We start from the raw sequence: 25,256 nt of genomic DNA on the forward strand, positions 1-25,256 counted from the left end.
CTTCTCCTGGCGATACAGGGCATACAACTGCTCGACGCTCTCAGCGATCTCAATCGGTTGTCGCGGTCGTCCTGTTCTCATACGCCAAGTTTATTTAGCACACCTTGACTCCGCAAGCGGTATTAGATGCCTGGCCGAAGCGGGGGCGGTGGGTGTTGTGCGCCGCGGGTGACGTGTAGGTCAAACCGAACGCGAGCCGGTGAGCTTCAAATGCATGCCTTGTGCCAATCGAAATCAATCGCGATTGTTGAGCGACGCCGCTGAGTTCTCATCCTCTGCGTCCTTGGCACTGGCCGAAGGCGGGCGTATCGAAAGCGGCCGTCCGCCGACGCGATAGGGATAAGCGACTTTGCGCGGTTGTTTGGGCGTAGGCGGCGCCTCGTTGCGACGCCGGAATCGGGCCAGCCATCTGCGCGCGCTTCCTTCGCCTGTTGCAGGCGCAGTTTCTTCGATCGCGACGGAGTCCTTCGCCGTTGCTGGCCGGTCAGCAGAGGCGAGATGGGGCGCTTCGGACGCCGAGGCGTAAGCGAGGCTTATCGCCTGCGCAGCGTCGGCGAACTCGGCTGACGCCACGACTACTGATGAGCGCGCAGGTTGCGGCTTGGGGGGGTGGGAATGCGCGGTTTCAGCCGGGATGAGAAGCGCAATGCGCGCGCGGCGCATCAACGCAAGCGTAGTCTTGCTCATGCCCATGGCGAACAACGCAATCGCAACCAGGCCAACGGCCTGGGCCAGGAGTTGGTCGGCTTTGAATCCCGCGCTGTGCGATAGCATGCCGGAGACGCCGAAGGTGCCGTTCGCGAACATACCCGTCGCCAGCAATCCTATGGCGGCCGGCACGAAGACCGAAGTGACCATCGCGCTGTCGTCTTGCCAGCGCAACCGCTCATTGACGGCGTAATAACCGATGGTCGCCAGCAACCCACAGATGATGCCCAACGCAGCGATGACCGGCATCGGCAGCAATGCGCCGCCGCTGGATGTAGCCAGCACAGCCGCTACCGCTGCCCGGCTGGCGCTCAATACATCGGGCCGGCGCATGGTGAAGATCGTATAGCCCCCTGCGGTCAGGATGGCGATGCTGGCTGCCACGCTGCTGCTGACAAATTGGCCCATCGGAAGTTCGGGCGCCTCCGGCGCGAATGCGTCCGCGAACGCAGGCACGCTAACCAGGACGAGCAACGCGCCGGCTACGGCGCGCACCGGAAGGTGCGCCGCAGGCAGGTGTGATTCACGCCGCGCCGATTCCCGCCTCGGGAGTGAATGGAGCCAGACGACGCCGAATGCGCCGACGGCGATCCCGGTTGTGGCAAGATGCCCCAGATCTACGGTCCCTTGGCCGAGGCCAACATGTGTGCCCAATGTGTGGAGCCAGCCTCTTCCCCACATCCAGCACATGACGAGGGGGAGAATGATGCCGGTGACGACGATGGTGAAGACGGTCAGCGTCACGATGCGCGCTTGTTGGCCCAGCACCCTAGCCACGAGCATGGCACCGGTCGCGATCAGCGGCCAGAAGCGGACAAACGCGCGCAGGCCTTCCAGATTCGTCGCACCGTCGAGGAAGAAGCCACTCAAGCCGGCGAAGGTCCAGCGTTCCGGCGGCGCGCCGATGCTGAGCGACAGTTCCTCCCCGCCGAACGCCAGCGCGAATCCGAAAACGATGAACGCGAGCGTGGCGATTGCCGAGGCAATGAGTGTGGCGCTGGCCAACCGGTGGTAGAGGTGGCTCGGCATACCGGCTGAGAGGAGTAACCACAAGCCGACGGGCAGCAGCAGCCCCCCGACCCAATCCTTCTCCATGAGCGGCAAGTATAATTTAAGTCAATGACTTCCCAGTCCGCGCCGGACAGTCTGGCGCTTGCACGCGCAGTGGTCTCTGCTGCCGCAGACAAGAAAGCCGAAAATATCCTCTTGCTCGATCTCCGCAATCTCTCCACGGTCGCCGACTACTTTGTTGTCTGTTCGGGTGCCAGTGAGCGCCAGTTGCGTGCCATTGCCGAGGGCATCGAAGCGCAAGTGCATAAAGAGTGTCACATAGACGCGCACCACATCGAAGGTCTGAACGGCGGCGGCTGGATTCTGGTGGATTACCGCGATGTTGTGGTGCATATTTTCTTGCCCAGCCAGCGCGCCTATTACAACCTGGAGGCGTTGTGGTCCAAAGCGCCTGTGCTGCTGCGCATGCAGTGAAACAGGCCTGTTGTCGGGCCGCGAAGCGGTCGGGTGGTCATGCGCCTAACCTGACCATCCGGCAACGCAGCACGTTAAAACTCCAACTTCTTATAGCGCATGGCTACGCTCTCGACGATGCCAACGGCGATCATCAATGTGATCAGGCTGCTGCGTGCATAGCTGACGAATGGCAACGGCACGCCGGTGACGGGCATCAACCCGACCTGCATGGCTAGGTTGATATAGGTCTGCAAGAACAGCGTCGCGGCAATGCCGGTACACAATAGGCGACCAAAAGTGTCGCGCGCGATGATGGCTGCGCGTAGCGCGCGCAGGATCACGGTTGCCAGCAGCACCATGAAAATCACGCAGCCAACGAATCCTAACTCCTCGCCGATGACTGAGAAGATGAAGTCGGTGTGACGGACAGGAAAGAAGCGTAGCTGAGTCTGCTGACCCTGCAGATATCCTTGACCGAACAGGCCACCGTTGCCCAGCGCGATTAGCGCCTGCTCGCTTTGGTAGTTTGCTCCTGGCTCGTCCGTGAGTCCGAGCAGTAGCTCGATGCGGCGGAGCTGATAAGTCTGAAATGCAGGTAGCTGCGTCACCAAGAGCACAATAGCTAAGCCGACGACAGACATAATTAGGATATGCTGTCGTTCGATGCCGCCGACGAAGACGATGACCAGCCACAAGAACGCGATGGTGAGCGCCGTGCTCAGGTTGGGCTGCAGCAGGATCAGCACAATGCATGGCGCGACGAGCAAGCTGGAGAGAAGGAGGGTTTCTAGGTAGGGTCGCCGTCCTTGTCGGTCGGCGATCAGTTTGGCTAGCACAATCGTCAGCGCTAATTTAGCCAGCTCGCCGGGTTGTAGGTCGAAGCCGCCCAGGCTGAACCAGCGGCGCGCCCCCTGCCGCTCGATGCCGATGATCAGCACCAGCGCCAGCGCAGCGACGACGCCGATGTATATCGGCGCGGCAAAGTTCTTGAGCAGCGTATAGTCGAGGATGCTGAAGGTCATCAGCACCATCAGGCCGATGACGGCGGTGATGGCTTGATCGAGCCAACTGCGCTCGACGCTGGGGTTGCCCTCGTTGCGCGTGGCGCTGAAGATCATCGCGACGCCAAACGTGACCAGTAAGATCACGGCGGTCAGCAGGAGCCAGTCGAAACGTCGCCAGAGCCTAGCGTCTACCATGGATTGATGCAGGTCAGGACGAAGACGAGGGGGGGCGCCGGTTAGGGCGTTGTGTCTTGCTTGGCGCGCGGCCGGCTGCCGGGCCATCCCTGCCGCTCAGCAGCGGGATGTCCACAAGCAACCGGCTCGTCTTGTCCTCGTGCATGATGTTCACAACCACGCGTTCGCGGTCTATGTTCACGCGGCGCGAGATCACGGCGACGATGTCGTCCTTGATGAGCGCCAGAACGCCTGGAGGAATTTCGGCGCGGTCATGCACTATCACCAGTTGAAGCCGCTGCCGGGCGGTTTGTGCGCTGCTGTGTTTGTCGAAGAGTCGTTCGAAGAGGTTCATGGCTTTCAGGTGCAGTCGGTTCAGGGTCAGCAATGGCGACTCATCCCGGATTGACAATGCGCTCATCCTGTTTTGCCGAACAGCCTCTGCCACCATGAGGCAGGCTGCGGCAGCGTGAGCGGCACATCCTCGCCGATCAAGCGGCGCGCGATGTCGCGGTACGCGATGGCCGCCGGGCTTTTGCCGTTGAACACGACGGGCGTGCCACGGTTGGACGAGGACAGAATCGCTTCGTCCTCCGGCACAATGCCGATGATTTCGGTGGAGAGCACGTCCATGATGTCCTGTGTCGAGAGCATCTCCTGCTTCTTGACGCGCTCGGCAATCAGGCGATTGATAATCAGTTGCGCCGGGCCCTTCTGATGTGACTCCACCAGGCCGATCACGCGATCGGCGTCGCGCACGGATGATACTTCGGGGTTGGTGACCACGAGCACGCGGTCGGCAGGGGCAAGCGCATTGTGAAAGCCCTGTTCGATGCCTGCCGGTGAGTCAATGATGATGTAGTCGAACTCCTTGCGCAGTTCGTCGCACACCCGAATCATCTGGTCGGGGTTGATCGCGCTCTTGTCGCGGGTCTGCGCGGTGGGCAACAAGTACAGTTCTGGCGCACGCTTGTCGCGGATGAGCGCCTGGCGCAGACGGCAACGGCCTTCGACATAATCCACTATGTCATATACGATGCGGTTTTCCAGGCCCATGACGATGTCTAAGTTGCGCAGCCCAATGTCGCCATCGAGCACCACCACCTTCTTGCCGAGCAGCGCCAAAGCTGAGCCGACATTGGCCGTGGTCGTCGTCTTGCCCACGCCCCCCTTGCCCGACGTGATCGTGATCACTTTCTCTTGCATAGATGTCTTCTTGGTGCGATCTGCGTGCGACGGTTTGACGCCTACTCGAGCAGGCGGTCAGCGCCGCCCCAGGCGACAAAGACGATCTCTTGATCCTGAATGCGTGCCATCGTGATGCTGCCGGCTTTGTGCCGACTGCGTCGCCGGCTCGGCTGCGGTATGTGTGTGACGTCGGCGATGCGAATGAAACAGGGCGACATCTCTAGCGCGCAAATGACGGCGCGGTCATCTCCCAAGGCGCCCGCGTGTGCTGAGCCTTGCAACTTGCCCCACACAATAATATCACTGCCCGCGATGAGTTGCGCGCCTGGGTTTACGTCGCCGATTACAACGACGTGACCGGGATGGCGCAACACTTGGCCGGAACGCACACGACGCCGGACTAACAACCCATCGCTTCCTTCAATGTAGCCTTCCTCGGCGGGTGTGATGTGTGCTGGTAGGGGGGGGGCTTCGGTGGCGGGTGTGGATGATGACGTTGCAGTCGGAAACGGCGTGTCTTCGTGCGTTTGATGGGGAACCGGCGCGGGCGCTGGTCCCGGCGGGGTGAGCCGATCAGCCAGCCCGAGTGCTCGGACGCGCGCGCGGGTGGCCTCGTCTTCAGAAAGCACCGCCCAGAGCGTGACTTCGTAGGACTGTAACAGCGCGATGGAGTGGCGCAAATCATCTTCGCTGAGCGGCGTGGCCTTGACATCGAATGCGATGCTGCCGCCCTTGAAGAAATCGGGGTTTGCGCTGAGCTTGGCCTCCAGCTCACGCAGACGTGTCGGCCATGGCGTGTTGGACGAATCGCCCCAGAAGACGATGACCAGCCCGTGTTTGAATCCCTTGATGGCGATCATTCCGAGTCACCCTGTTGGATGGGTGCCAGCTTGTCTTCGGGCACGCCGATGTTGAAGTAGCGATTGTAGATGCGCTGGGTGATGGGCGCGGCGACGCCGGAGCCTTGGCCGCCGTTCCACACATACACTGCCATCGCGATCTGCGGATTTTGCGCCGGCGCATAAGAGACGAACCAAGCGTGAGTCGGTAGAACCTGAATGCCGGTGTAGCAAATGCCGGTCTGATATGCGACATCGTCGCAGAACTCCGCCGTGCCGGTCTTGCCCGCATACTCGAATCCTTCCAGGCGCGACCCCCAGGCCGTCCCACCGGGTTCATTCACCACGCGCCAGAGCGCGTCCTGGATGAGTTGGATGTAATAGGGGTCGAGCCGAATCTGGCGTTTTACCTTCGGGGTGAACGGCTGAATCACCTCGCCGCGCTCGTTGAGCACGTCTTTGACAATTTGCGGGTGGTATAGCGTGCCGCCGTTGGCGATGGCCGCCGTCACGTTTGCCATCTCCAGCGGCGTGGCGAGCACATAGCCCTGGCCGATGGCGGCGTTGTAGCTGTCGCCGGTGGACCACACCTCGCCGATGTTGCGCAGCTTCCAGTTTTTGGTGGGCGCGATGCCCACGCTGTAATCAATGTTCAGCTCGGTTGTCTCGCCGATGCCGAATTCCTGCGCCCACTGGGCGAGCTTGTCAGGCCCCATGCCGGGGATGTTCTCCTTGCCGTCTGCGAAGCCGCCCACGGTTTTGTAAAAATAGGTGTCGCACGAGTTGCGTAGCGCGTCGCGGATGTTTTGAAAGCCGTGGCCGGTGCGCTTCCAGCAGTAGAACTTCTGCCCTTTGTCGGGGTTCGTGGGGTCGTACTGGTCAGGCAGGATGAAAATGCCGGGATCGAAGACTAAGGTGCGTTCGTTCACGGCGCCTTCTTGCAGCAGGGCTGCCGCGGTGACGATCTTGAACGTCGAGCCGGGCGGCACGCGATCCTGCGTGGCGTGGTTCAACAGCGGCTTATGCGGATCATTGGCCAGCGCTTCGTATCGTTGCTGGGAGATGCCCTGAGCGAACCAGTTGTTGTCATAGCTGGGCGCGGACACCATCGCCAGGATCTCGCCGGTGTTGGGGTTGAGCGCGACGACGGCGCCCCTCGGCGCGCCGCGCTCCTTCATAGCCGAGATCAACACGTCGCTGATGATTTGCTGCAGCCGCAAGTCTATCGTCAGCCGCACGCTGTTGCCGTTGACCGGCGGCGTCTCGCTCAGCACCTGCAGCTCTTCGAACGACGCATCCACCAACACGGTGCGTTTGCCCTTCCGGCCGCGCAGTTTCTCTTCTACAGCGCGTTCAACGCCGGTGATGCCGACGCGGTCGTTGTCGTAGTCATAGATCTCGCGCGAGAACTTCTCCGGCTCCCGCTCGATCATCTCCCTAAAGATCTTACCGGTGTAGCCCAGGATGTTGCCCAGCAGCTCTTTGTAGGGATATTCGCGCGAGCCGACGGTCTGCACGACCACACCGCGCATGATGAGCGACTGTTCCTGAATGGCCAGGGCGACCTCGCGCGGCACGTTATCGGCGATCACCGTTGGCTGATAGGGCGCGATGAGCGCGTTCTGGCTGACGACCTTGGTGTAGATCTCGCCGGCTGTCACCCCAGGCTGATTGATCATCGCTGCCAGCTTGTTATACATCGCCATGCGCTCGACGCGTTGTCGAATCGGGTCGTCTTTGTAGCGCACCTGCTGAATGGGGATGATCGCGATCTGGTAGGCCGGCGCATTGCGGACAAGCAGCTCGCCGTTGCGATCGTAGATCAGGCCACGCGTGGCCGGCAGCGCGCGCTCGATGATGCTGCGCCTTTCGACCTGTGCGCTGAAAAGCGCCTGACGGTTGACCTGCAGATCGAACAGCCGGATGCCCAACACGATGAACGTGAGAATCACGCCGAAGCCCAGCAGCATCAAGCGAACCCGTCCTCCCTCGTTATCGGGCGGCGGCGTTTGGCTGGTGCGCCTGCGGATCGGGATGTCGTCGAGCAACATCAGGACAGGAACCGTTCTTGCTCGCGCAGTCTCATCTGCAGTCGGCTCAATATGGCATACGTCGGAATTGTCAGGATAAGATTGGCCGCCAAGCTGGGCAATATGACTGACGTGAAACCAATCGAGATATCAAACGTCCTATTCGCCAATCCTAACACAGCTAGCGCTGTGATGTGATAGACGGCGGTCGTCACCAGCACCCAATTCAAAGTGCGCGCGATGGGGATGGGGATCAGCGCTCGGTCCAGCAGCGCGGCAAGCGCGTTGCCGATCATCAGCCCCGCCGTGTGCATGCCGAACGGCGCGCTGGACTGCAAATCGAGCAGCAGGCCACCGCCAAGCGCCCAGATGAAGCCCTCATCGCCGCGAATGGCTGCCCATGCAGCGCCCATGACCAGCGTCAAGTTCGGCCTGAGTGCAGTGCCCAGCGTCGCCGGCAGAAGGCTGCTCTCCATGATGGCGAACAACGTGATGACCATTCCGGCAATGATATGGCGGCGCATCGCAGCATGATTCTACGGGCTGATGGACGACCGACCTGAAACAGGGAGGCGGAGGTGCGGGTGCGCGGGGTTGCCGAGGCGTTTGTTGCGCACGCCTCTTAAATCGCTGACGCGGCTGTAGCGGTAGCGGTGATGACGACTTCGTCACCCACGCGAAGTAGGCCCGTGTTGGCGGCGACCAGATTCTGACCGAACAACACTTTTTGTCCGAAGGTGCGATAGGTTGACAGCGTCCTAAGCGGCTCGCGGCCGACGATGGCGGTGTCTTGGTCAATGGTCGGGATGGTGCAGCGGGCGCACGGTTTGACGACGTGAAAGATGATGTCGCCGATGCGAAGCTCGCGCCAATGGTCCTCGGCGAAGGCGTCGCAGCCGCTGACCACGATGTTCGGCCGGAAGCGATTCATCGGAACAGGGGAAGCGAGTCGGGCGTTCAGGTCGTCCAGCGATGCCTGAGAGATGAGCAGGAACGGATAACCGTCGGCGAAGCCGATCTGGTCGGATGGCCGGCGGGCATAGCGGGCATCTACGCGGCGCACAACGTCGTCCGCGGTGCGCACCAGTCGGGCCGGCATTCCTAGAAAATCCTGCAACCACGCGGCGACGGCTTCGCCCTGGTCAATCGCGTCGCAGACATCGCGCCACACATGCACCTGGACGCGCTGGCCTGTGTTCGATGGCATGAAAGAGGCCGATGGTTTATTGGGTGCGCGCAACGTGATCGAACCATCGTTGTTCATCACCGGATCGATCAGCGCCAGGCGCGGCATGGTGCGCTGGGTGATGAACTGGCCGTGTGAATCTACGATCATCATGCGGCGGTCGCCGACGATGCCGCGCACGTCGGTCATGGTCTCGTCCAGGGCGTAGCCCTTGCACGACTTGATCGGGTAGCAGTAGAGGGCCGAGACGCGAATCGTCATTTCGCGGTAAAAACAGGAGAAGTCCCCCGGATGTCTTGCTGAGATGTGTTACCCAACATTATGAATTCTATCCCACCGCCCCGCGCACACCTGGTGATATTCGTCATCCCGGTCAGATACAATCTAAACGATGTCTCAGCTCATCGAACTGTTCGACCGGTTGGCGCAGGCGACGGTGACCCCGCTGCTCGTTTTGTTGGCTGTCTCAGCCGGCATCGTGGCGGTCGTGCGCAACTGGCAACTCGTCCTGCCGATGATGGTGTTGCAGTATGTGGCGGTTGGCCTCCTGCTGGCGCGTGTGATCGAGCCAAGCGTGGCGGTGCTCAAGCCGCTGGCGGGCGCGATCGTGTGCTTTGCGCTCAGTATCGCAGCCCAACGAGGCGACATCGCGCGCGCCGAACGCGGCGAGTCCATTGCGCGTGAGCGGCTGGCACAACCCGACTGGCATCGGCTGCCGGCGCAGTTGTTGTTGCGCGCCGTCGTTGCCATTCTGGTGTTGACGGCGGCCTTCGGTGCGACCATCCGCTTTCCGTTGCCCGGCGCGGCGCGTGAACTGGGCCTGAGCGCGTATCTCTTGATCGGTTTTGGCTTGTTGATCGTGGCGACGGCGTATGAGGCGCTCAATGTCGGCTTGGGGTTGCTGATGCTGCTGTCCGGCTTTGAGCTGGCCTACACGCCGCTTGAGCCGAGTATTGGTGTCAGTGTGTTGTTGGGGCTGGCGACGTTGCTGGTGGGTGCCGCGATCGCCTATTTGACGCTTGCGGACGCCGGCGCGGCCGACGCTGAACTGCGCATTGAGAACTGATCAACCCGTTCGGCGCGTGTCTCATCTCAATTTGCAATTCGCATGGTTCCCGCTGCGCTGCTGGTCGTGAGCATCCCCTTGGTCGGCGCGTTGCTGGCGTATTTGCTGCGTCGTTGGCAAGGGATCGAGATCGGCGTGGCTGCGCTCGCCTGTGCTGGCGTCATCGCGTTGCTGGCGCAGCCGCCGGATAGCAAAATCATGTTGCCCGGCGCGCTGGTCGGTATTGAGTTGAGCGCGCCGTTCGAGGTATTAGGCCGGGTGTTGCGAGTGCGGGCCACCGAGCGCGTCTCCATCCTGTTGTTGTTCATCTGCGCTGCGGCGTTATTTGTGATGTCCTGGCGCGCGCTGCAGGGCCGGCTGTTCGTCCCGATTGGCCTGATCGTGTTGGCAGCCGCAAGCCTGGCGCTGATGATTCGTCCGTTCGTCTATGCCGCGCTGGCGTTTGAAGGGGCGGCAGCGTTGGCCGCACTGATGATCCAGGCTGAACGCGGCGGTGAGCGATCTACGCTGGGCGCGTTGCGTTACCTCAGCGCGACCACGTTGGCGTTGCCGATGTTCCTATTCGCCGGCTGGGCTATAGATCGCGCTGGCGTCGTGAACCTCAACGACGCGACCGCGCTGGCGGCAGCGTATGGCCCGGCCACCGTGCTGCTCATCGGCGGCTTTGGACTGATGATCGGCGCAATTCCGCTCTACACCTGGGTGCATCCGGTTGCGCGGGACGCCTCGCCATTGGTCACGGCCTTCATCGTCGCAGTGGTTGCAGGCGCATTGAGTTTTCTGTGGCTGGACTTTTGGCAGGCCTACCCGTGGTTGCGCGTTGGCGGTCAGGCGGCCGATGCGCTCGCTGTCGGCGGCATTGTGTTGCTCATCTTCGGCGGCGCGTTAGCATGGGCGCAAAACGCGTTCGCGCGCGTCCTGGCCTGCGCCATCCTGGTGGAGATTGGGTGCGCGTTGTTGGTCTTGAGCCGGGGGTCTCAGCTTGCTGTGGAAGCGCTGGCGTTTGCCACATTAACGCGCGCGCTCTCGCTAGGCGTTTTTGGCCTGGGGATATGGCGCTTGCGCGCGTTGCGGTCGAGCGACGCGTTTGCCGATGTGCGCGGCGCGCGTGACCTGTGGGCGGCGCTGGCGCTGGGTGTGGGGGGGCTATCGCTGGCCGGCTTCCCCGGCACGCCGGGTTTCGTCTCGCGCTGGTCGGCCGCAAGAGCCTATGGCGTCGCCGATGTGGAAGGGCTGGCGCTGCTCCTAGCCGCCAGCGCCAGCGTGGGGGTGGGCGTCGTGCGCGGTTTGATCGCCGTCTTCAATGCGCCCTGTGTCGAGGTGATCGCGGAAGGGCCGGCGGACGCGCAGTCAGGGTCCCCGTCTGCGGCGCGCGTTCTGGCGATCGGCAGCCTGGGTGCAGTGGTGCGCGCTGCGGCGGATGCATCGCCCGTGTCGGATGATCCGCTGCTGCTTGAAGGTGAGACGCTCATCGAAGGCGAAGTGCTGCGAGACGTCCAGCAGCCGATTTTCATGAGCCGAGATTCGTTCATCGCTCGGCTCATGATTGGCCTGGGCGTCGCTGCGCTCATCATCCTCGCGATTTGGCCGGGGATCATCGCGCCGCTGGCGAAGGCTGCTGCCGCGCAATACACCTTTTACCCGTAGCGAGGCGTTGTGCTCGGTGTGCCACGCTGATGGGGCATAGCGCGCTTCGCGTGGCCTTGCTGCTATCGCGGCGTTAGAATCCCAGTTTGTAATCTGACCGCGCTACGGCGTTGCAGCGAAGCAGCCGTCTTGCAGTGACCATGGCGCGGTTTATCGAGTACACGCATTCCTGGTTCAGGAGAAAGGTTTCATATGGCAGTGAAAGTCTCAACCAAACCAACGACGGTGATGCGACAGCCGAGCGCCGGTAATAAAGCCCGCAACGGCCTCGCGAAGAAACAGCGGGTCTTCCTTTTCAACGACGAAAAGGGCGTGAGCAAAGTGGCCAAGACCTGGCCGGAGATCCGCGAGCTGCTCGGAGGCAAGGGCGCCGGCTTATTCGACATGACGCGTGCCGGCCTACCGGTGCCGCCTGGCTTCACCATCAGCACAGAGGTGTGCAACGAATTCGTCAAAGCCGGCAATAAGATTCCCCGGCCAGCGTGGGATCAGGTGCTGGCGGCGATGAAAGTCGTGGAGAAACAGACCGGCAAGAAGTTCGGCGGCGGCGTGAAAGGCGTGCGGCCGCTGCTGGTATCGGTGCGCTCCGGCGCGCGCGAGTCCATGCCCGGCATGATGGAAACCGTGCTCAACGTCGGCCTGAACGATCAGACCGTCGAGGAGATGATCGCCGTCACCGGCAACGCGCGCTTCGCCTGGGATAGCTATCGCCGCTTGCTCATGATGTTTGGCAGCACGGTGCTCGGCATTCCCGATGAGAAGTTCGACGAGCCCATGGAGCGCATGAAGCACGAGCGCGGCTATAAACTCGACACCGACCTCACCGTCGAGGACCTCAAGGAGCTGGTGGCCATATTCAAGCAGGTGATCAAAGACGAGACCGGCCGCGAGTTCCCGCAGGACGTATATGAGCAGCTCAAGGAGTGCGCCATGGCCGTCTTCCGCAGCGCCACCGGCCACAAAGCGCGCACCTATGCCAAGCAGATGGGCTGGAAGAGCACGCTGCCAACGGCCGTCAACGTCGTCACCATGATCTTCGGCAACATGGGCGACGACAGCGCCACCGGCGTCGCTTTCACCCGCGACCCGTCCACCGGCGAGAAGAAGATGTTGGGCGAGTACCTCGTCAACGCGCAGGGCGAAGACGTGGTGGCCGGCATCCGCACGCCTAAGCCCATCGAAGAGATGGCCAAGGAGATGCCCAAGACCTACAAAGAGTTCGTGCGCATCTGCAACCTGCTGGAGAAGCACTACAAGGACATGCAGGACGTAGAGTTCACCATCGAGCAAGGCAAGCTCTACATGTTGCAGACGCGCAACGGCAAGCGCACGGCCAAAGCTGCCATCAAGATCGCGGTGGACATGGCCAAGGAAAAGCTGATCACCAAGGAAGAGGCGGTTCGCCGCGTGAAGCCCGCCGACGTGGACTTTCTGCTGCACCCGCAGTTCGATGAGCAGGCGGTGAAGGATGCGAAGCACGACGGCCGGCTGTTGGCGACCGGCGTGAATGCCTCGCCCGGCGCAGCCAGTGGCATGCTGGCCTTCGACGCCGACCTGGCCGAGAGGTGGGGGAACGAAGGCAAGGCGGTTATCCTGATCCGCCCGGAGACCAAGCCAGATGATGTGCATGGCATGGTCGCCGCCAAAGGCATCCTGACGGCGCGCGGCGGCGCCACCTCACATGCCGCCGTTGTCGCCCGGCAATTCGGCATCCCGGCCGTGTGCGGCGCCGATGCCTTGCAGATCAATTTGAGCGAACGCACCGTCACCAGCAACGGACACGTCTTGCGCGAAGGTGACTGGGTCTCGATTGACGGCGGCAAAGGCGAAGCGTATGTCGGCCAATTGCCGATGGTGCACCCGTCGTTCGAGGAGCAGACCGATCTCGTAACGCTGCTGAAGTGGGCCGATGAGATCAGCGCGAAGAACACGCGCAAGGCCGAGGACGGCAAACCCCGCCGCGGCCTGCAAGTGTGGGCCAACGCCGACTATCCGAAGGATGCCCAGCGCGCCCGCGATTACGGTGCGAAGGGCATCGGCCTGTGCCGCACCGAGCACATGTTCTTCGAGGCAGAGCGCCTGCCGATCGTGCAGCGCATGATCCTTGCCGACAACAATGAAGCGCGGCAGCGCGCCCTCGACGAGCTGCTGCCCTTCCAGCGCAGCGATTTCGCCGGCCTGTTCAGGGCGATGACCGGTCTGCCCGTCATCATTCGCTTGATTGACCCCCCGCTGCACGAGTTCCTGCCCTCGCAAGAGGAGCTGATCCGCGAGGTGACGCGCTACGAGACCAAGCGCCATTACGAAGCGCTGGGCGAGGAGGAGTACGCCGACTATCAGAATAAGCTGGCCTTGCTCAATGCCGTCAACGCCATGCACGAGCAAAACCCGATGATGGGCCTACGCGGCATTCGGCTGGGCATCATGATCCCCGGCCTGATCGCTATGCAGGTGCGCGCCATCTTCGAGGCGGCCTGCGATGTGAAGAAGGAAGGCTACGAGCCGATGCCGGAGGTGATGATCCCGCTGACCGGCCATGTGAACGAGCTGAAGCGTGTGCAGCCGGAGCTGGAGAAGGTGGCCAAAGCTGTGATGGAAGAGAAGGGCGTGAAGGTGAAATATAAGTTCGGCACGATGATCGAGATCCCGCGCGCGGCGCTCACCGCCGACGAGATCGCGACCATGGCCGAGTTCTTCTCCTTCGGCACCAACGACCTGACCCAGATGACCTACGGCTACTCGCGCGACGACGCGGAGCGCAGCTTCTTGCTCAAGTATGTCGAAGAGGGCATCCTGCCGGATAACCCCTTCCAGACGCTCGACCGGGATGGGGTAGGGCAGTTGATCAAGATGGCCGTGCAAAAGGGCCGCGCGACGCGCCCAACGCTCGAAGTGGGCATCTGCGGCGAGCACGGCGGCGATCCGCGCTCGGTGGCCTTCTGCTATGAGGCCGGCCTCAACTATGTGAGCTGCTCTCCGTTCCGCGTGCCGATCGCCCGCCTAGCGGCGGCGCATGCGGCGCTGGGCATAGCGACCAAATAAGCGCCCAAACAACAGCAAACCGGAGTTCTTCTAGAACTCCGGTTTGCTGTTTGGCACGAATCGAAGTGCCTGACGATTCAACCGACTTCCACGCGGCCTTTACGCCGTCGGCAGCGGCGCTGGAGATTGCGGTTCGGCGATGAGGCCGCCGGCGCCGGTGAACTGCCGGTAGGCCAGCGTCCACACTGCTGAGCTGAACGCCGCGAAGATCGCGTTGATGATCGCAGCGACGATCACGACCAACACGGAGTTGAGTCCAACCAATACGAGCGAACTATTACTCATGCCGCCCTCGTTGCCTGCGCTCAGGATAGCCGCGACCAGCGTGGGCGCAAACAAGAGGCCGCCGACGATCGCGATGACAACGCTGACCAAAATGTTGACCACAAGCATCAGCAGCGCCAGCAGAATGATGCTGCCCAGGTTGCTGCGGAATACTTCCCAGCCTCGTCTGATAGCATCCATCACGCCCTTTTGCTCTAGCACAATGGCGCGCTCGCCGAACGTCTGCAGGGCGGCTGCGATGATGGCGTAGAGCAGACCGATGCACCCTAACGCGCCGCCGCAGCAGCAGATGAGCGCGAATGCGTTGCCGGCTGCGGTTGACAAGGCGCTTTCATCGCCCGAGACTGCTGCTGCGATGATGGGGACGAACATGCCACCGAGTAGTAGCGCGAACACCGCCAGCAGCAGAAGCCCCGGCAGTCCCAGCAGCAAGCTCAGGCCGAACAGCGGCCAAAACCTGCGCACGCCGACCGACCATGCCTGACCGAACGTGGTGCCGCCCTCCTCCTCGATCTGCTGCACGCCGCCGATCAATCCGCCCTGCGCGATGATGCTGATGATCCACAGCACCAGGCTAATGAGCAGCGCGAGGCACAAGAAGCCGGCCAGTCCGGTGACGATCAGGCCGGGATCTCGAGCGAGTTGGTTGAAGAAACGCTCGACCTCGGGCGGGGCCTCGGCAGATGGGCCGATCAGTAAAGAGCTGCCTGAGTTACTGAGGGCGCTGCCGGCGCTATTCACTTGGCTGATGAGCGACACCAGAAAGCCCAAGACCCACAGCGCCCGATGCTTCAGGGCGATGTTAAAAGCGCGTGAAAGGGTTGCTCCAATATCCATGTTTACGCTCCCTGTGTGTGCGCTGTTGCGCGCAGCAGGTTATTCCCACTCAATGGTCGCCGGTGGCTTGGTGGTGAGGTCAAAAACGACGCGGTTGACGCCGAGCACTTCGTTCACGATGCGGGTGCTGATGCGCGCCAACACATCGAAGGGGATGCGCGCCCAGTCAGCGGTCATGAAATCGTCGGTGGTCACGGCGCGGATGGCGATGACCTCGCTGTAAGTCCGCTCGTCGCCCATCACGCCCACCGTGCGCACGGGCAGCAGCACGGCAAAAGCCTGCGACGTGGCGCGCATCAGGTCGGCGCGACGGAGTTCCTCCTGCACAATTGCGTCGGCAGCGCGCAGGCGCTCAAGCCGCGCCCATGTCACCTCGCCCAGCACGCGCACGGCCAAGCCCGGGCCGGGGAAGGGCTGCCGCCACACGATCGCGTCCGGCAGCCCCAGCGCTGCGCCGAGCGCGCGCACCTCATCCTTGAAGAGATAGCGCAGTGGCTCCAGCAGCTCAAACTGCATGTCCTCGGGCAACCCGCCTACGTTGTGGTGCGTCTTGATCTTCGCCGCTGCCTGGCGCTCCGGTCCGCGGCTCTCGATCACGTCGGGATACAGCGTGCCCTGACACAGCAATGGGCGGGCATCATCCCTTGCCTTCCCGTGCTTTGACCCGATCCCGTGTTCTCTCACGACTGCCTCGAACACGCGGATGAATTTCTCGCCGATGCGACGGCGCTTCTCTTCTGGGTCGGTCACCCCGCCTAAGGCTTCCAGGAATTCCTCGCAAGCGTCCACGGCGATCAGCCGCATGCCCTGCTCGCGCTCGAACGTCTCGACGACCTGTTCCGGCTCGCCCTTGCGCAGCAAACCGGTATTCACGAACACGCAGGTGAGTTGATCGCCCACTGCCTTGTGCGCCAGCGTCGCCGCGACTGCCGAATCCACACCGCCGGACAACCCACAGATCACCGGTCGCCGTCCGACTTGAGCGCGAATCTTTTGCACACTTTCTTCGATGATGTTTGCCGGCGTCCACGACGCGCGACAACCGCAGATGGCATGCACGAAGTGCGCGATGATCTCGCGCCCGTGCTGGGTGTGATTAACTTCGGGGTGGAACTGAATCGCATAGCGCCGTCGCGCCGGGTCGGCCATGCCGGCGATCGGCGAGTGCGCCGTGCGCGCGATGACCTTGAAACCGGGGGGCAGCGCCTCGATGCGATCGCCGTGGCTCATCCACACGGTGATCGGCGACCGAAGCTGAGCGATCGCGTCTGGCCACAACTCGCAGCCTGAGATCTCTAGTTGCGCTTCGCCGTACTCTCGCTGCAGCGCTGGCGCCACCCGCCCGCCAAGCGCGTGCGCCAGCAGTTGCATGCCATAGCAAATGCCCAACACCGGTAGGTTGCTCTCCAGCACATAGCCAGGCAGGGCTGGCGCGGCAGGGTCGTACACGCTGTTCGGCCCGCCGGACAGAATGAAGCCGCGCGGCTGCAACGCCATCACCTGATCGCGCGGTGCATCCCAGGGGAACAGTTCGCAATATACATGCGCTTCGCGAACGCGGCGGGCGATGAGTTGCGAATACTGTGAGCCGAAGTCGAGGACGGCGATACCGTCAATCACCGGCGCGATTTTAGCAAACCGGAAGCAAGTGCGGAGCGTTCAAGTGGTTGAGAAAAGGCGTGCCGCCCGCGACGACTGAGTTTGTAGCACGATCTCGGTCGGGCAGACGGTTGGCGCCGAGGCGATGACGAAACGCGCGGCCTCGGCGATGTCTTCCGGCTGGATCACCTCTTCGGGCCGCAACCAGTCGGCGAGCAGGCCGGTGTTCGTCCAGCCGGGATAGATCACGCACACTTTTATGCCGAAGTCGCGCACGTCTTCAAATACGCTGCCGCCAAATCCGGTCAGTGCGTGTTTGGCTGCAGCGTAGCCGGCGTTGGTCGGCGCAGTGAATTTGCCGCCCAGCGATGAGATGAAGATAACCGCGCCGCGCCGACCGGCCTGCGTGCCCGCGATGATGTGTGGCAGTGCCAGTCGCGTCGCATGCATTGCGGCGCGCAAGTTCACGTCCAGCATGCGATCCCACATTTCCAGGTTCGCCTCCACAGCGGAGGCGAACTGATGGATGCCGGCGTTATTGACCAGCACGTTCAGCCCACCAAACGCCTCGTTGCACGCCTGGATGGCCAAAGGGAGCAGTGCCGTCTCGCTCAGGTCCATCGCCAAAGGTAATGCGCGCACCCCATATGCTTCGCATGCGGCCTGCGTCTGGCGCAGCGCTTGGACATCCCGCGCGATTAGCCCAACGTCGCAGCCTTCGCGGGCCAGCATCAGCGCGATGGCGCGACCGATCCCTCGACCGGCGCCGGTGACCAGCGCCGCGTGTCCTTGAAGCAGTGGTGTGTTCTCCATGTGTGTGATGGTATCAGCCTTGCGTGGTGGCAGCCAACGCGATGCCCTCATCCACATCAATCGGCGAATCGAGCAGGGCGTTCAATGCGCGCCAGGCCGCGATCGCTTCTGCGTGCGTCGTCCAGGCGAAGCGTACATCGTCGCCGGGCATGAGCTGTGCGGCGCGATGCAGGTCAGCCTGAATCGCCACGGCGATCACTGGATAGCCGCCGGTGGGCTGGGCATCGGCCATGAGCAGGATCGGACGCCCGTCTGGCGGGAGCTGGATGACGCCGGGGAAGATGCCGAACGACGGCAGGTCGCCGGCTTGCGCGCTGCTCAGCCTGGCCCCCTCCAGCCGCAGGCCGATCCGATTCGACATTACGCCGACGCGCCAGGGCAGGGCGGTCAAGTGGTCCAGTCCCGTGAGGTCCGGTTGGCCAGGCGAGGTGTGAACGGGCAAGATGCGGATGAGCGGCGCGTAGTCCACAGGTGCAGGCCAGAGGCGTCCGGCCAGCCGCGCCAAATCGAACGCCGATGACGCTGGTCGAATCACGTCGCCCATTTGCAGCGCCCGTCTGCCCAAGCCACCAGACCGGCCGGGCAGATAGGTGCTGCGCGAGCCAAGCGCGAGCGGTGCATCCACGCCGCCGGCCAACGCGAGATAGGCGCGCGCGCCCTGACGACGCTCCTCAAAGGCAATGCGCTGCCCTGGCCGAACGAGCGCGCTTACCCAGGTCGGCAGCAGCCGGTTGTCGAGCGTCGCGCCGAGGTCTCCGCCGGTGACGGCGATCACACATGGCGCCAAGACCTCGAAGGCGGCGCCGCCGGCGGTGATCTCCAAGCAGGCGGCCGTGGGTGGGTTGCCGACCAGCCGATTGGCGATGATGCAGGCGACGCGATCCATCGCGCCGCCGATCGGCACGCCGAAGTGTTGGTAGCCGGGGCGTCCTAGGTCTTGTATGGCGCACAGCGCGCCGGGTGCAATGACACGCAACACGTTTTCCTAATTCCGTTGCGATCTGCGCTTTCCCCATCAGCTGTGCGAGGCAATGGCCACAAACTGCACCTGGTCGCCAGCTTGTAGGAGTGTCGGCGGTTCACGCGCAGGGTCGAAGAGCGCGACCTCGGTTCGGCCGATGAGGTGCCAGCCGCCTGGCAACTGCGACGGATAGATGCCGGTCATGCCGGCGGCGATGGCCACCGAACCGGCCGGTACGGCGACGCGCGGCGTGTCGCGTCGCGGCAGCGTCAGCGATGGCGGCAATGGGCCGATATAGGGGAATCCTGGTGCGAAGCCGATCATCAGCACCCGCCATGGCCGCGCGGTGTGTTGCGCGATGAGTTCATCCGGCGCGAGGCCGAGCTGGCGCGCGGCGTCTCCCAGGTCGGGGCCGTCTTCGCCGCCATAGCGCACCGGTATGGTCACTTGCCGTCCCGGCGGGAGTGCACCGGGCGTCGCGTGGTTGAGCGCATCCTGCACGTAGATCTGCACTTCGTCCTGTGTATAGCGCAGTGGGTCGAAGCGAACTAACACCGAACGAATTGCCGGTAGCGGGTGCCACTCTGTGGGCAGGACTCTAGCCAGCGCCAGCGCGTGCGCATTGGCTTCAGCTAAGTCATTCAACGTGCATTCGATGAGCAACGCCGCCTCGCCTATTGGGCAAATGCGCCAGGGCCTCATCACACACCAACCAATGCAACGCCGACTTGCAACAACCTGTGCCGCAGGAAAGCTGCGCGCTCGGCTGCGCCTGTGGTGTCGCTGTGAATGCAGATTGTGTCGGCGCGCAGCGCGATGCGTGTGCCGTCATGCGCCGTCGCCAGCCCATGCCGGACGATGCTCTCGACTTGCGCCAGGCAGCGCAGGTTGTCCTCGATCAGCGCATCGGGCAGGTTCCGGGCGCGCAGGGAGCCGTCGCGCTCATACGTGCGGTCGGCGAATGCCTCGCGCAATACGCGCAACCCGGCGGCTGTGCCGGCCTCGATGAGCGCCGAGCCGGATAAGCCGATCAGCGCCAAACCTGGGTCATGCGCGACGATCGCGTGCACAATCGCATCGGCAATCTCGCGATGCGCCGCGGCCTGGTTGTAGAGCGCGCCATGCGGTTTCACGTGTGTGAGCGGCACGCCCTCCTCGGATGCGATGGCGGATAGCGCTTGCATCTGTTCGCGGACGGCAACGACGATCTCGGCGGGTGTCATCGGCAATACGCGCCGTCCGAAGCCGACGCGATCCGGATACGAGGGATGCGCGCCGGCGCTCACGCCGAATCGCTTGCACAGTTGTAATGCGGTGCGCATCGAGTCGTTGTTGCCGGCGTGCCCACCGCAAGCGATATTGGCTGCGGTGATGTGCGATAGGATCGCAGCGTCATCAGCCATCCCTTCGCCACAATCACAGTTCAAGATCACCTGAGGCGAGAATGGTTGTATGGCAGCCATGTGTGCGGCTTCAACTGCGGCGCTGGGCGAACAACACCGCAGGCCTCAGCAGGGCCGATCTCTGCGCTTCGCGTTGAAATGTATCTCATGGACGCATGGGCGCGGCGACCGCTATGCGTTCAAGCGCCAATCGTAGCGGGCATGACGCAGCCGCGTTCTCGCATCATTTTGATCCACAAAGCTGCGGGCTGCTTGCTCCAGTTGCTCAACCAGCCGCTTCCCATCCGGGTTGATCGCCTGCGCTTTTGGCCGGTTCATCGTTGCGCGCAGCCCGGCAGCGATGTCCGATGTGACTGCGCCGGTATACGTTGTGCAAGTCGCGCTGTTCAGTCTGCCAAGTTTAGCATCGCATCTCGAGCGCGTATCGCTGCGTCGCTCAGCCGATTCACAGGCACGGTAGCTAGAATCCCTTGTGTTGAATGAATCATAGAGGTGGGTTGTGAATAGAGGCTTACCGATCGGTGTCAGTGTGGCAGCAGTGTTGGGCTTGACGGTGCTGGGCTGGGCTGCTTTTAGCACGCCCGCGGGGAGCGGTGATCAAGCGCGGGCGACTGTCGCCGGCCTACAACGCGATGCCATGTCGGACCGTTTCGCACATGCGCGGGAACCGCGCGCGTTCGACTTCCCGCACGATCACGGCCCGCACGATGCCTATCAGACGGAATGGTGGTATTACACCGGCAATCTGTTTGACGCTACGGGGCGTCACTTCGGCTACCAGCTCACGTTCTTTCGACGCGCGCTCGTCCCACCGGACGAGCAGGCGTTGCGCGCCGATCGCGAGTCGTCCTTTGCTTTCGACCAGGTGTACTTCGCGCACTTTGCCATCACCGACAGCACAGCGAACGCGCATGTCTCGTTCGAGAAGTACAGCCGTGGCGCCGCGGGCCTGGCCGGAGCGCAGGCCAGCCCTTTTCGCGTGTTTGTTGAAGATTGGGCAGCGATTGCTGCGCATGACGACGGCGACGCAGCGCAGGTTCGGCTGGTTGCTGCACAGGATGGCTACTCCATTGAACTCACCCTGGCCAGCACTAAGCCGATCGTCTTGCATGGCGATCGCGGCCTGAGCCAGAAGTCGCCCAACCCAGGGAACGCCTCGTACTACTACTCGATGACGCGCATGGCGACGATGGGCAAAGTGACCACACCGCGTGGGACGTTTGAGGTGACCGGCAATAGTTGGCTCGATCGCGAGTGGAGCACCAGCGCCCTCGACGAGAATACCGAAGGTTGGGACTGGTTCTCTCTGCAATTCGACGATGGCCGCGAGGTCATGTTCTTTAAGCTGCGCCAAAAGGGGACCGGCAACACCAGCTTCGCCAAAGGCACGTACGTAAATGCTGACGGGCGCGCGGAGCTTGTCCGTCAAGACGAGGTGACGATCACTGTGCTTGATCGCTGGACTAGTCGGCAGACCGGCGCGACGTATCCGGTGCGATGGCGGTTGACGTCGTCGCGCTACGGCCTGGACATCGAGATCGCTGCGCGCATCTCAGATCAGGAGATGCGCCTGACGCAGCGTTACTGGGAAGGTGCCGTGACGTTCAAGGGCGCTTCAGCCGCCGGGCGGGTTGCCGGCGTAGGATACGTCGAAATGACCGGCTACTGATGCTGTCTTTGCGGGTGCACGCTATAATGCTCGTGCTATGTCCTTCACGGTCAACGATCTGCAAGATCTGACGCGCCTCCTGGCCACTCATCCAGAGTGGCTGGGTGAGGTGCGCAGGCTGGTCTTGACCGAAGAACTGCTCAAGCTCCCCGAGGTCATACGTGAGCTGGTCGTGCTGCAACGGCGGACTGAAGAGCAACTCGCTCAGCTCGCGGTGCGAGTGAACGAACTCACCGAGGCGCAGCGGCGGACCGAGGAGCGGTTGGATCAGCTTGCTGCGCGGGTGGATCAGCTTGCCGAGGCGCAGCGGCGGACCGAGGAGCGGCTGGATCAGCTTGCTGCGCGGGTGGATCAGCTTGCCGAGGCGCAGCGGCGGACCGAGGAGCGGCTGGATCAGCTTGCTGCGCGGGTGGATCAGCTTGCCGAGGCGCAGCGGCGGACCGAGGAGCGGTTGGATCAGCTTGCTGCGCGGGTGGATCAGCTTGCCGAGGCGCAGCGGCGGACCGAGGAGCGGCTGGATCAGCTTGCCGAGGCGCAGCGGCGGACCGAGGAGCGGCTGGATCAGCTTGCCGAGGCGCAACGGCGGACCGAGGAGCGGCTGGATCAGCTTGCCGAGGCACAGCGGCGGACCGAGGAGCGGCTGGATCAGCTTGCTGCGCGAGTGGATCAGTTGACTCAGACCACACAGCTTCTAGTTAACCAAATGGCCGAGGTTCGCGGTGACTTGCTTGAGATTAAGTTTCGCGAACGAGCATCGGCCTATTTCGGTCGCTGGCTGCGTCGCATTCGGGTAGTGCCGATCACTGACATCGAAGATCAGCTCGACACGGTGCTTACTGATAAGGAAGTCAACGACCTATTGGCGCTTGACCTACTGGTTCGCGGTCGCCCGCGCCTCGCTGAACCTGAAGCAGAAGAGGTCTGGTTGGCGGTCGAGGTATCCTCGGTCGTGGATGCGAATGATGTGCAACGCGCAGCCCGGCGCGCTGCATTGCTACGGCGCATCGGGCTGCGCGTAGTACCGGTGGCTGCTGGCGCGCGCATCAACCCAGCCGCTAAGACGCTTGCAGAGTCATACCACGTCGCCCTGATGCAAGATGGCGCCGCTCGAGGTTGGGAACAGGCGTATCGGGCAGCGCTCTCGTAGAGCGATCGGATCACTTCCCAAGGCTTGCATAGCCGCGCGGGTGTGTCCGGTGCCACTCCCAAGCGCTCTGGATGATCGCTTCCAGGCTGGCGTATTTCGGTTCCCAGCCTAGTTCGCGGCGTATCGTCTCCGATGAAGCGACGAGCACGGCTGGGTCGCCTGGCCGACGTGGGCCGACGATCGCTGGGATCGGATGACCGGTGACCCGGCGTGCCGCTTCGATCACTTCTTTGACCGTGTAGCCTTTGCCATTGCCCAGGTTGTACTGGCGCGTCACTAGCCGGTCGAGCGCCTCCATGACCAAAATATGCGCGTGGGCGAGGTCAATCACGTGGATGTAATCGCGCAGGCACGTGCCATCTCGGGTCGGGTAGTCATCGCCGAAGATGGTGATGTGCGGACGCTGGCCCAGCGCTACCTGAAGCACGAGCGGGATGAGATGCGTTTCGGGGTTGTGATCCTCGCCGCGATCGGGTAAGGCGCCGCAGGCATTGAAGTAGCGCAGGCAAGCGTATTTCAATCCGTAGATGCGGTTGAACCAGTGCAGCATGCGTTCGATGAAGAACTTGCCCTCACCGTAGGGTGAGCCGGGGATGATAGGGAAGCGCTCGTCTATGGCGTCGAACTGGCGATCCGGCGGCAGGTCAAACAGGTTGGCCGTGGAAGAGAGGATAAAGCGCCTTACGCCGCGCGCGGTCGCCTCCTCCAGCAGGTTGGCGGCGTTGACCAAGTTGTCGCGCAGGTATAGCAGCGGCTTCTCCATGCTCTCGCCCACCAGCGTATACGATGCGAAGTGCATGATGCCGTCAATGTCGGGGTGGTCGTCGAACAACGCTTTGACGGCAGCTTTGTCAGCCAGATCGCCGCGCACAAAGGTGGCTTGGGGGGGGACGGCTTCGGCATGACCTTGGTGCAGGTTGTCGAATACAACGACATCGTAGCCGGCGCTGATGAGTTCTTGCGTGGTGATGCTGCCGATGTATCCGGCTCCGCCGGTGACGAGGATCTTGTTGAGCGACTTCATGGCGTGATGACTCAGCGCAGGCTCATTGGCCCAGTGCCACATCCAGCGCTTCGCCCAGGCTGCGCACCGGCAACAACTGAAGCGCCTCCGGTGGACGCTCAACTTGGCGCGCGGTTTTGGGCAAGATGCAGCGCGCGAAGCCAAGCCTTGCAGCTTCGTTCAGCCGCTGGTTCAACTGGCCCACGCTGCGGATTTCGCCGCTCAATCCTACCTCGCCAACAACCGCGAGGTCCGGTGATGCCGGCACATTTCTGTATGCGCTGGCGATAGCGATTGCGCCGGCCAAATCGGCGGCCGGCTCGTCAATCGTCAGCCCGCCTACTACGTTGACGAACACATCCTGGTCGTATAGGCGAATGCCGACGCGCTTGCCCAGCACGGCGATCAGCAGGAAGAGCCGGTTGTAGTCGAAGCCGTTGGCGGTGCGGCGCGGCATGGGGTGTTGGGTGGCGCTGGTCAACGCTTGGACTTCTACCAACAGCGGGCGGGTGCCTTCCATTGTGACGGCAACCGTGCTGCCGGGGGCGTGTCGCATGCGTTCGGCCAGAAAGGCCTCGCTGGGGTTGAGCACTTCGCGCATGCCGTCGCCGGTCATCTCGAACACGCCCACCTCGCTGGTCGCGCCGAAGCGGTTTTTCATGCTGCGCAGCACGCGGAAAGATTGAAAGCGGTCGCCCTCCAGTTGCAGCACAGTGTCCACAATGTGCTCGAGCACCTTCGGCCCGGCGATGTTGCCTTCCTTGGTCACATGACCGACGATGAAGATGGCCACATCGTTGGCTTTGGCGATCGCCTGGAGTCGCTGTGCGCTCTCGCGCACCTGGGTGACTGTGCCGGGCGAGGACTGCAGGCCATCTACGTACATTGTCTGAATCGAATCCACGATGCACAGCTTCGGCTTCATGGTCTCGATCGCGCTCACAACTGCGTCGAGGTTGGTCTCGGTGAGTAGATAGAGTTCGCTGTCGCCCACGCCCAGCCGCTCGGCGCGCATCTTGATTTGTTGGGCGCTCTCTTCGCCGCTGACATACAAGGTGGGTCCGACGTGCCGGGCGACGAGTACCGCGCTCTGCAGCAGCAGTGTGCTTTTGCCGATGCCCGGGTCGCCGCCGATCAACACCAGGGAACCAGGCACGATGCCGCCGCCTAGCACGCGGCTGAATTCGC

22 protein-coding genes are annotated in these 25,256 nt (G+C 62.7%); 6 read left to right on the top strand and 16 right to left on the bottom strand.

Going from position 1 to position 25,256, the window contains the following annotated elements; genetic code table 11:
• Positions 1–234 precede the first annotated feature (234 nt).
• The gene (locus tag GXH28_RS13905) at positions 235–1,803 is read right to left on the bottom strand and encodes a hypothetical protein (protein ID WP_169239634.1); all 1,569 of its coding nucleotides are present in this window, start codon (positions 1,801–1,803) and stop codon (positions 235–237) included.
• Positions 1,804–1,827: 24 nt separating this feature from the next.
• Here GXH28_RS13905 and rsfS point away from each other — a divergent pair, with 24 nt between their 5' ends.
• Positions 1,828–2,193 (top strand): ribosome silencing factor, encoded by a 366-nt coding sequence (gene rsfS / locus GXH28_RS13910; RefSeq protein WP_169239635.1) that lies wholly within the window; start codon positions 1,828–1,830, stop codon positions 2,191–2,193.
• A gap of 74 nt (positions 2,194–2,267) precedes the next feature.
• Here rsfS and rodA read toward each other — a convergent pair whose 3' ends face one another.
• The 7 genes from rodA to GXH28_RS13945 all read right to left on the bottom strand — a co-directional run bounded on the left by rodA (position 2,268) and on the right by GXH28_RS13945 (position 8,857).
• A complete protein-coding gene (rodA, locus tag GXH28_RS13915) occupies positions 2,268–3,374 on the bottom strand; it encodes a rod shape-determining protein RodA (RefSeq protein ID WP_169239636.1) in 1,107 nt (368 codons plus the stop codon).
• 13 nt (positions 3,375–3,387) lie between these two features.
• Positions 3,388–3,774 carry a cell division topological specificity factor MinE gene (gene minE / locus GXH28_RS13920; RefSeq protein ID WP_169239637.1) on the bottom strand — a complete coding sequence of 129 codons (387 nt, stop codon included), beginning with the start codon at positions 3,772–3,774 and terminating at the stop codon, positions 3,388–3,390.
• The gene (minD, locus tag GXH28_RS13925; protein ID WP_169239638.1) at positions 3,771–4,559 is read right to left on the bottom strand and encodes a septum site-determining protein MinD; all 789 of its coding nucleotides are present in this window, start codon (positions 4,557–4,559) and stop codon (positions 3,771–3,773) included. Before minD ends, minE begins: the two co-directional genes overlap by 4 nt.
• Positions 4,560–4,600: 41 nt before the next feature.
• Positions 4,601–5,401 (bottom strand): septum site-determining protein MinC, encoded by an 801-nt coding sequence (minC, locus tag GXH28_RS13930; RefSeq protein ID WP_169239639.1) that lies wholly within the window; start codon positions 5,399–5,401, stop codon positions 4,601–4,603.
• A complete protein-coding gene (gene mrdA / locus GXH28_RS13935) occupies positions 5,398–7,431 on the bottom strand; it encodes a penicillin-binding protein 2 (RefSeq protein WP_169239640.1) in 2,034 nt (677 codons plus the stop codon). Before mrdA ends, minC begins: the two co-directional genes overlap by 4 nt.
• Positions 7,431–7,934: a rod shape-determining protein MreD gene (mreD, locus tag GXH28_RS13940; RefSeq protein ID WP_169239641.1), complete on the bottom strand. Its 504-nt coding sequence runs from the start codon at positions 7,932–7,934 to the stop codon at positions 7,431–7,433. The genes mrdA and mreD overlap by 1 nt, the downstream gene beginning before the upstream one ends.
• A gap of 98 nt (positions 7,935–8,032) precedes the next feature.
• On the bottom strand, positions 8,033–8,857 hold the full coding sequence (locus GXH28_RS13945; RefSeq protein ID WP_169239642.1) for an MOSC domain-containing protein: 825 nt from the start codon (positions 8,855–8,857) through the stop codon (positions 8,033–8,035).
• 130 nt (positions 8,858–8,987) lie between these two features.
• Between GXH28_RS13945 and GXH28_RS13950 the strand changes: the two genes are divergently transcribed.
• The 3 genes from GXH28_RS13950 (at position 8,988) to ppdK (ending at position 14,351) form a co-directional block, all read left to right on the top strand.
• On the top strand, positions 8,988–9,662 hold the full coding sequence (locus tag GXH28_RS13950; RefSeq protein WP_169239643.1) for a hypothetical protein: 675 nt from the start codon (positions 8,988–8,990) through the stop codon (positions 9,660–9,662).
• A 42-nt stretch (positions 9,663–9,704) separates the two neighbouring features.
• The gene (locus GXH28_RS13955; protein WP_169239644.1) at positions 9,705–11,309 is read left to right on the top strand and encodes a proton-conducting transporter transmembrane domain-containing protein; all 1,605 of its coding nucleotides are present in this window, start codon (positions 9,705–9,707) and stop codon (positions 11,307–11,309) included.
• A gap of 228 nt (positions 11,310–11,537) precedes the next feature.
• Complete coding sequence (ppdK, locus tag GXH28_RS13960) at positions 11,538–14,351, top strand: pyruvate, phosphate dikinase (protein WP_169239654.1); 2,814 nt, start codon at positions 11,538–11,540, stop codon at positions 14,349–14,351.
• A gap of 99 nt (positions 14,352–14,450) precedes the next feature.
• Here the strand turns inward: ppdK and GXH28_RS13965 are convergent, their stop codons facing one another.
• From GXH28_RS13965 to GXH28_RS13990, 6 genes are read right to left on the bottom strand one after another with little or no spacing between them, the layout of a single operon-like run.
• Entirely contained in the window at positions 14,451–15,473 is a 1,023-nt protein-coding gene (locus GXH28_RS13965) for a DUF7847 domain-containing protein (RefSeq protein WP_169239645.1), read from the bottom strand.
• A 39-nt stretch (positions 15,474–15,512) separates the two neighbouring features.
• Positions 15,513–17,093 (bottom strand): glutamine-hydrolyzing GMP synthase, encoded by a 1,581-nt coding sequence (gene guaA / locus GXH28_RS13970; RefSeq protein ID WP_169239646.1) that lies wholly within the window; start codon positions 17,091–17,093, stop codon positions 15,513–15,515.
• 39 nt (positions 17,094–17,132) lie between these two features.
• On the bottom strand, positions 17,133–17,885 hold the full coding sequence (locus GXH28_RS13975; RefSeq protein ID WP_169239647.1) for an SDR family oxidoreductase: 753 nt from the start codon (positions 17,883–17,885) through the stop codon (positions 17,133–17,135).
• 13 nt (positions 17,886–17,898) lie between these two features.
• A complete protein-coding gene (locus GXH28_RS13980) occupies positions 17,899–18,861 on the bottom strand; it encodes a 5-oxoprolinase subunit C family protein (protein WP_206156858.1) in 963 nt (320 codons plus the stop codon).
• Positions 18,862–18,900: 39 nt separating this feature from the next.
• Positions 18,901–19,548 (bottom strand): 5-oxoprolinase subunit PxpB, encoded by a 648-nt coding sequence (pxpB, locus tag GXH28_RS13985; RefSeq protein WP_169239649.1) that lies wholly within the window; start codon positions 19,546–19,548, stop codon positions 18,901–18,903.
• Positions 19,548–20,309 (bottom strand): 5-oxoprolinase subunit PxpA, encoded by a 762-nt coding sequence (locus GXH28_RS13990; RefSeq protein WP_169239650.1) that lies wholly within the window; start codon positions 20,307–20,309, stop codon positions 19,548–19,550. The genes pxpB and GXH28_RS13990 overlap by 1 nt, the downstream gene beginning before the upstream one ends.
• A 439-nt stretch (positions 20,310–20,748) precedes the next feature.
• Here GXH28_RS13990 and GXH28_RS13995 point away from each other — a divergent pair, with 439 nt between their 5' ends.
• Both GXH28_RS13995 and GXH28_RS14000 read left to right on the top strand, forming a co-directional pair.
• Positions 20,749–21,918 carry a lipocalin-like domain-containing protein gene (locus GXH28_RS13995; protein WP_320447968.1) on the top strand — a complete coding sequence of 390 codons (1,170 nt, stop codon included), beginning with the start codon at positions 20,749–20,751 and terminating at the stop codon, positions 21,916–21,918.
• Positions 21,919–21,955: 37 nt separating this feature from the next.
• Positions 21,956–23,065: a hypothetical protein gene (locus GXH28_RS14000; RefSeq protein ID WP_169239651.1), complete on the top strand. Its 1,110-nt coding sequence runs from the start codon at positions 21,956–21,958 to the stop codon at positions 23,063–23,065.
• 10 nt (positions 23,066–23,075) lie between these two features.
• Here GXH28_RS14000 and galE read toward each other — a convergent pair whose 3' ends face one another.
• Entirely contained in the window at positions 23,076–24,089 is a 1,014-nt protein-coding gene (gene galE, locus GXH28_RS14005) for a UDP-glucose 4-epimerase GalE (RefSeq protein ID WP_169239652.1), read from the bottom strand.
• 22 nt (positions 24,090–24,111) lie between these two features.
• Positions 24,112–25,256 (bottom strand): DNA repair protein RadA (radA, locus tag GXH28_RS14010; RefSeq protein ID WP_169239653.1); only part of this gene is annotated, 1,145 nt, incomplete at its 5' end.

Origin of the sequence: Candidatus Roseilinea sp. NK_OTU-006, assembly GCF_012931985.1 — a bacterium.
Lineage (GTDB): Bacteria > Chloroflexota > Anaerolineae > J036 > Brachytrichaceae > JAAFGM01.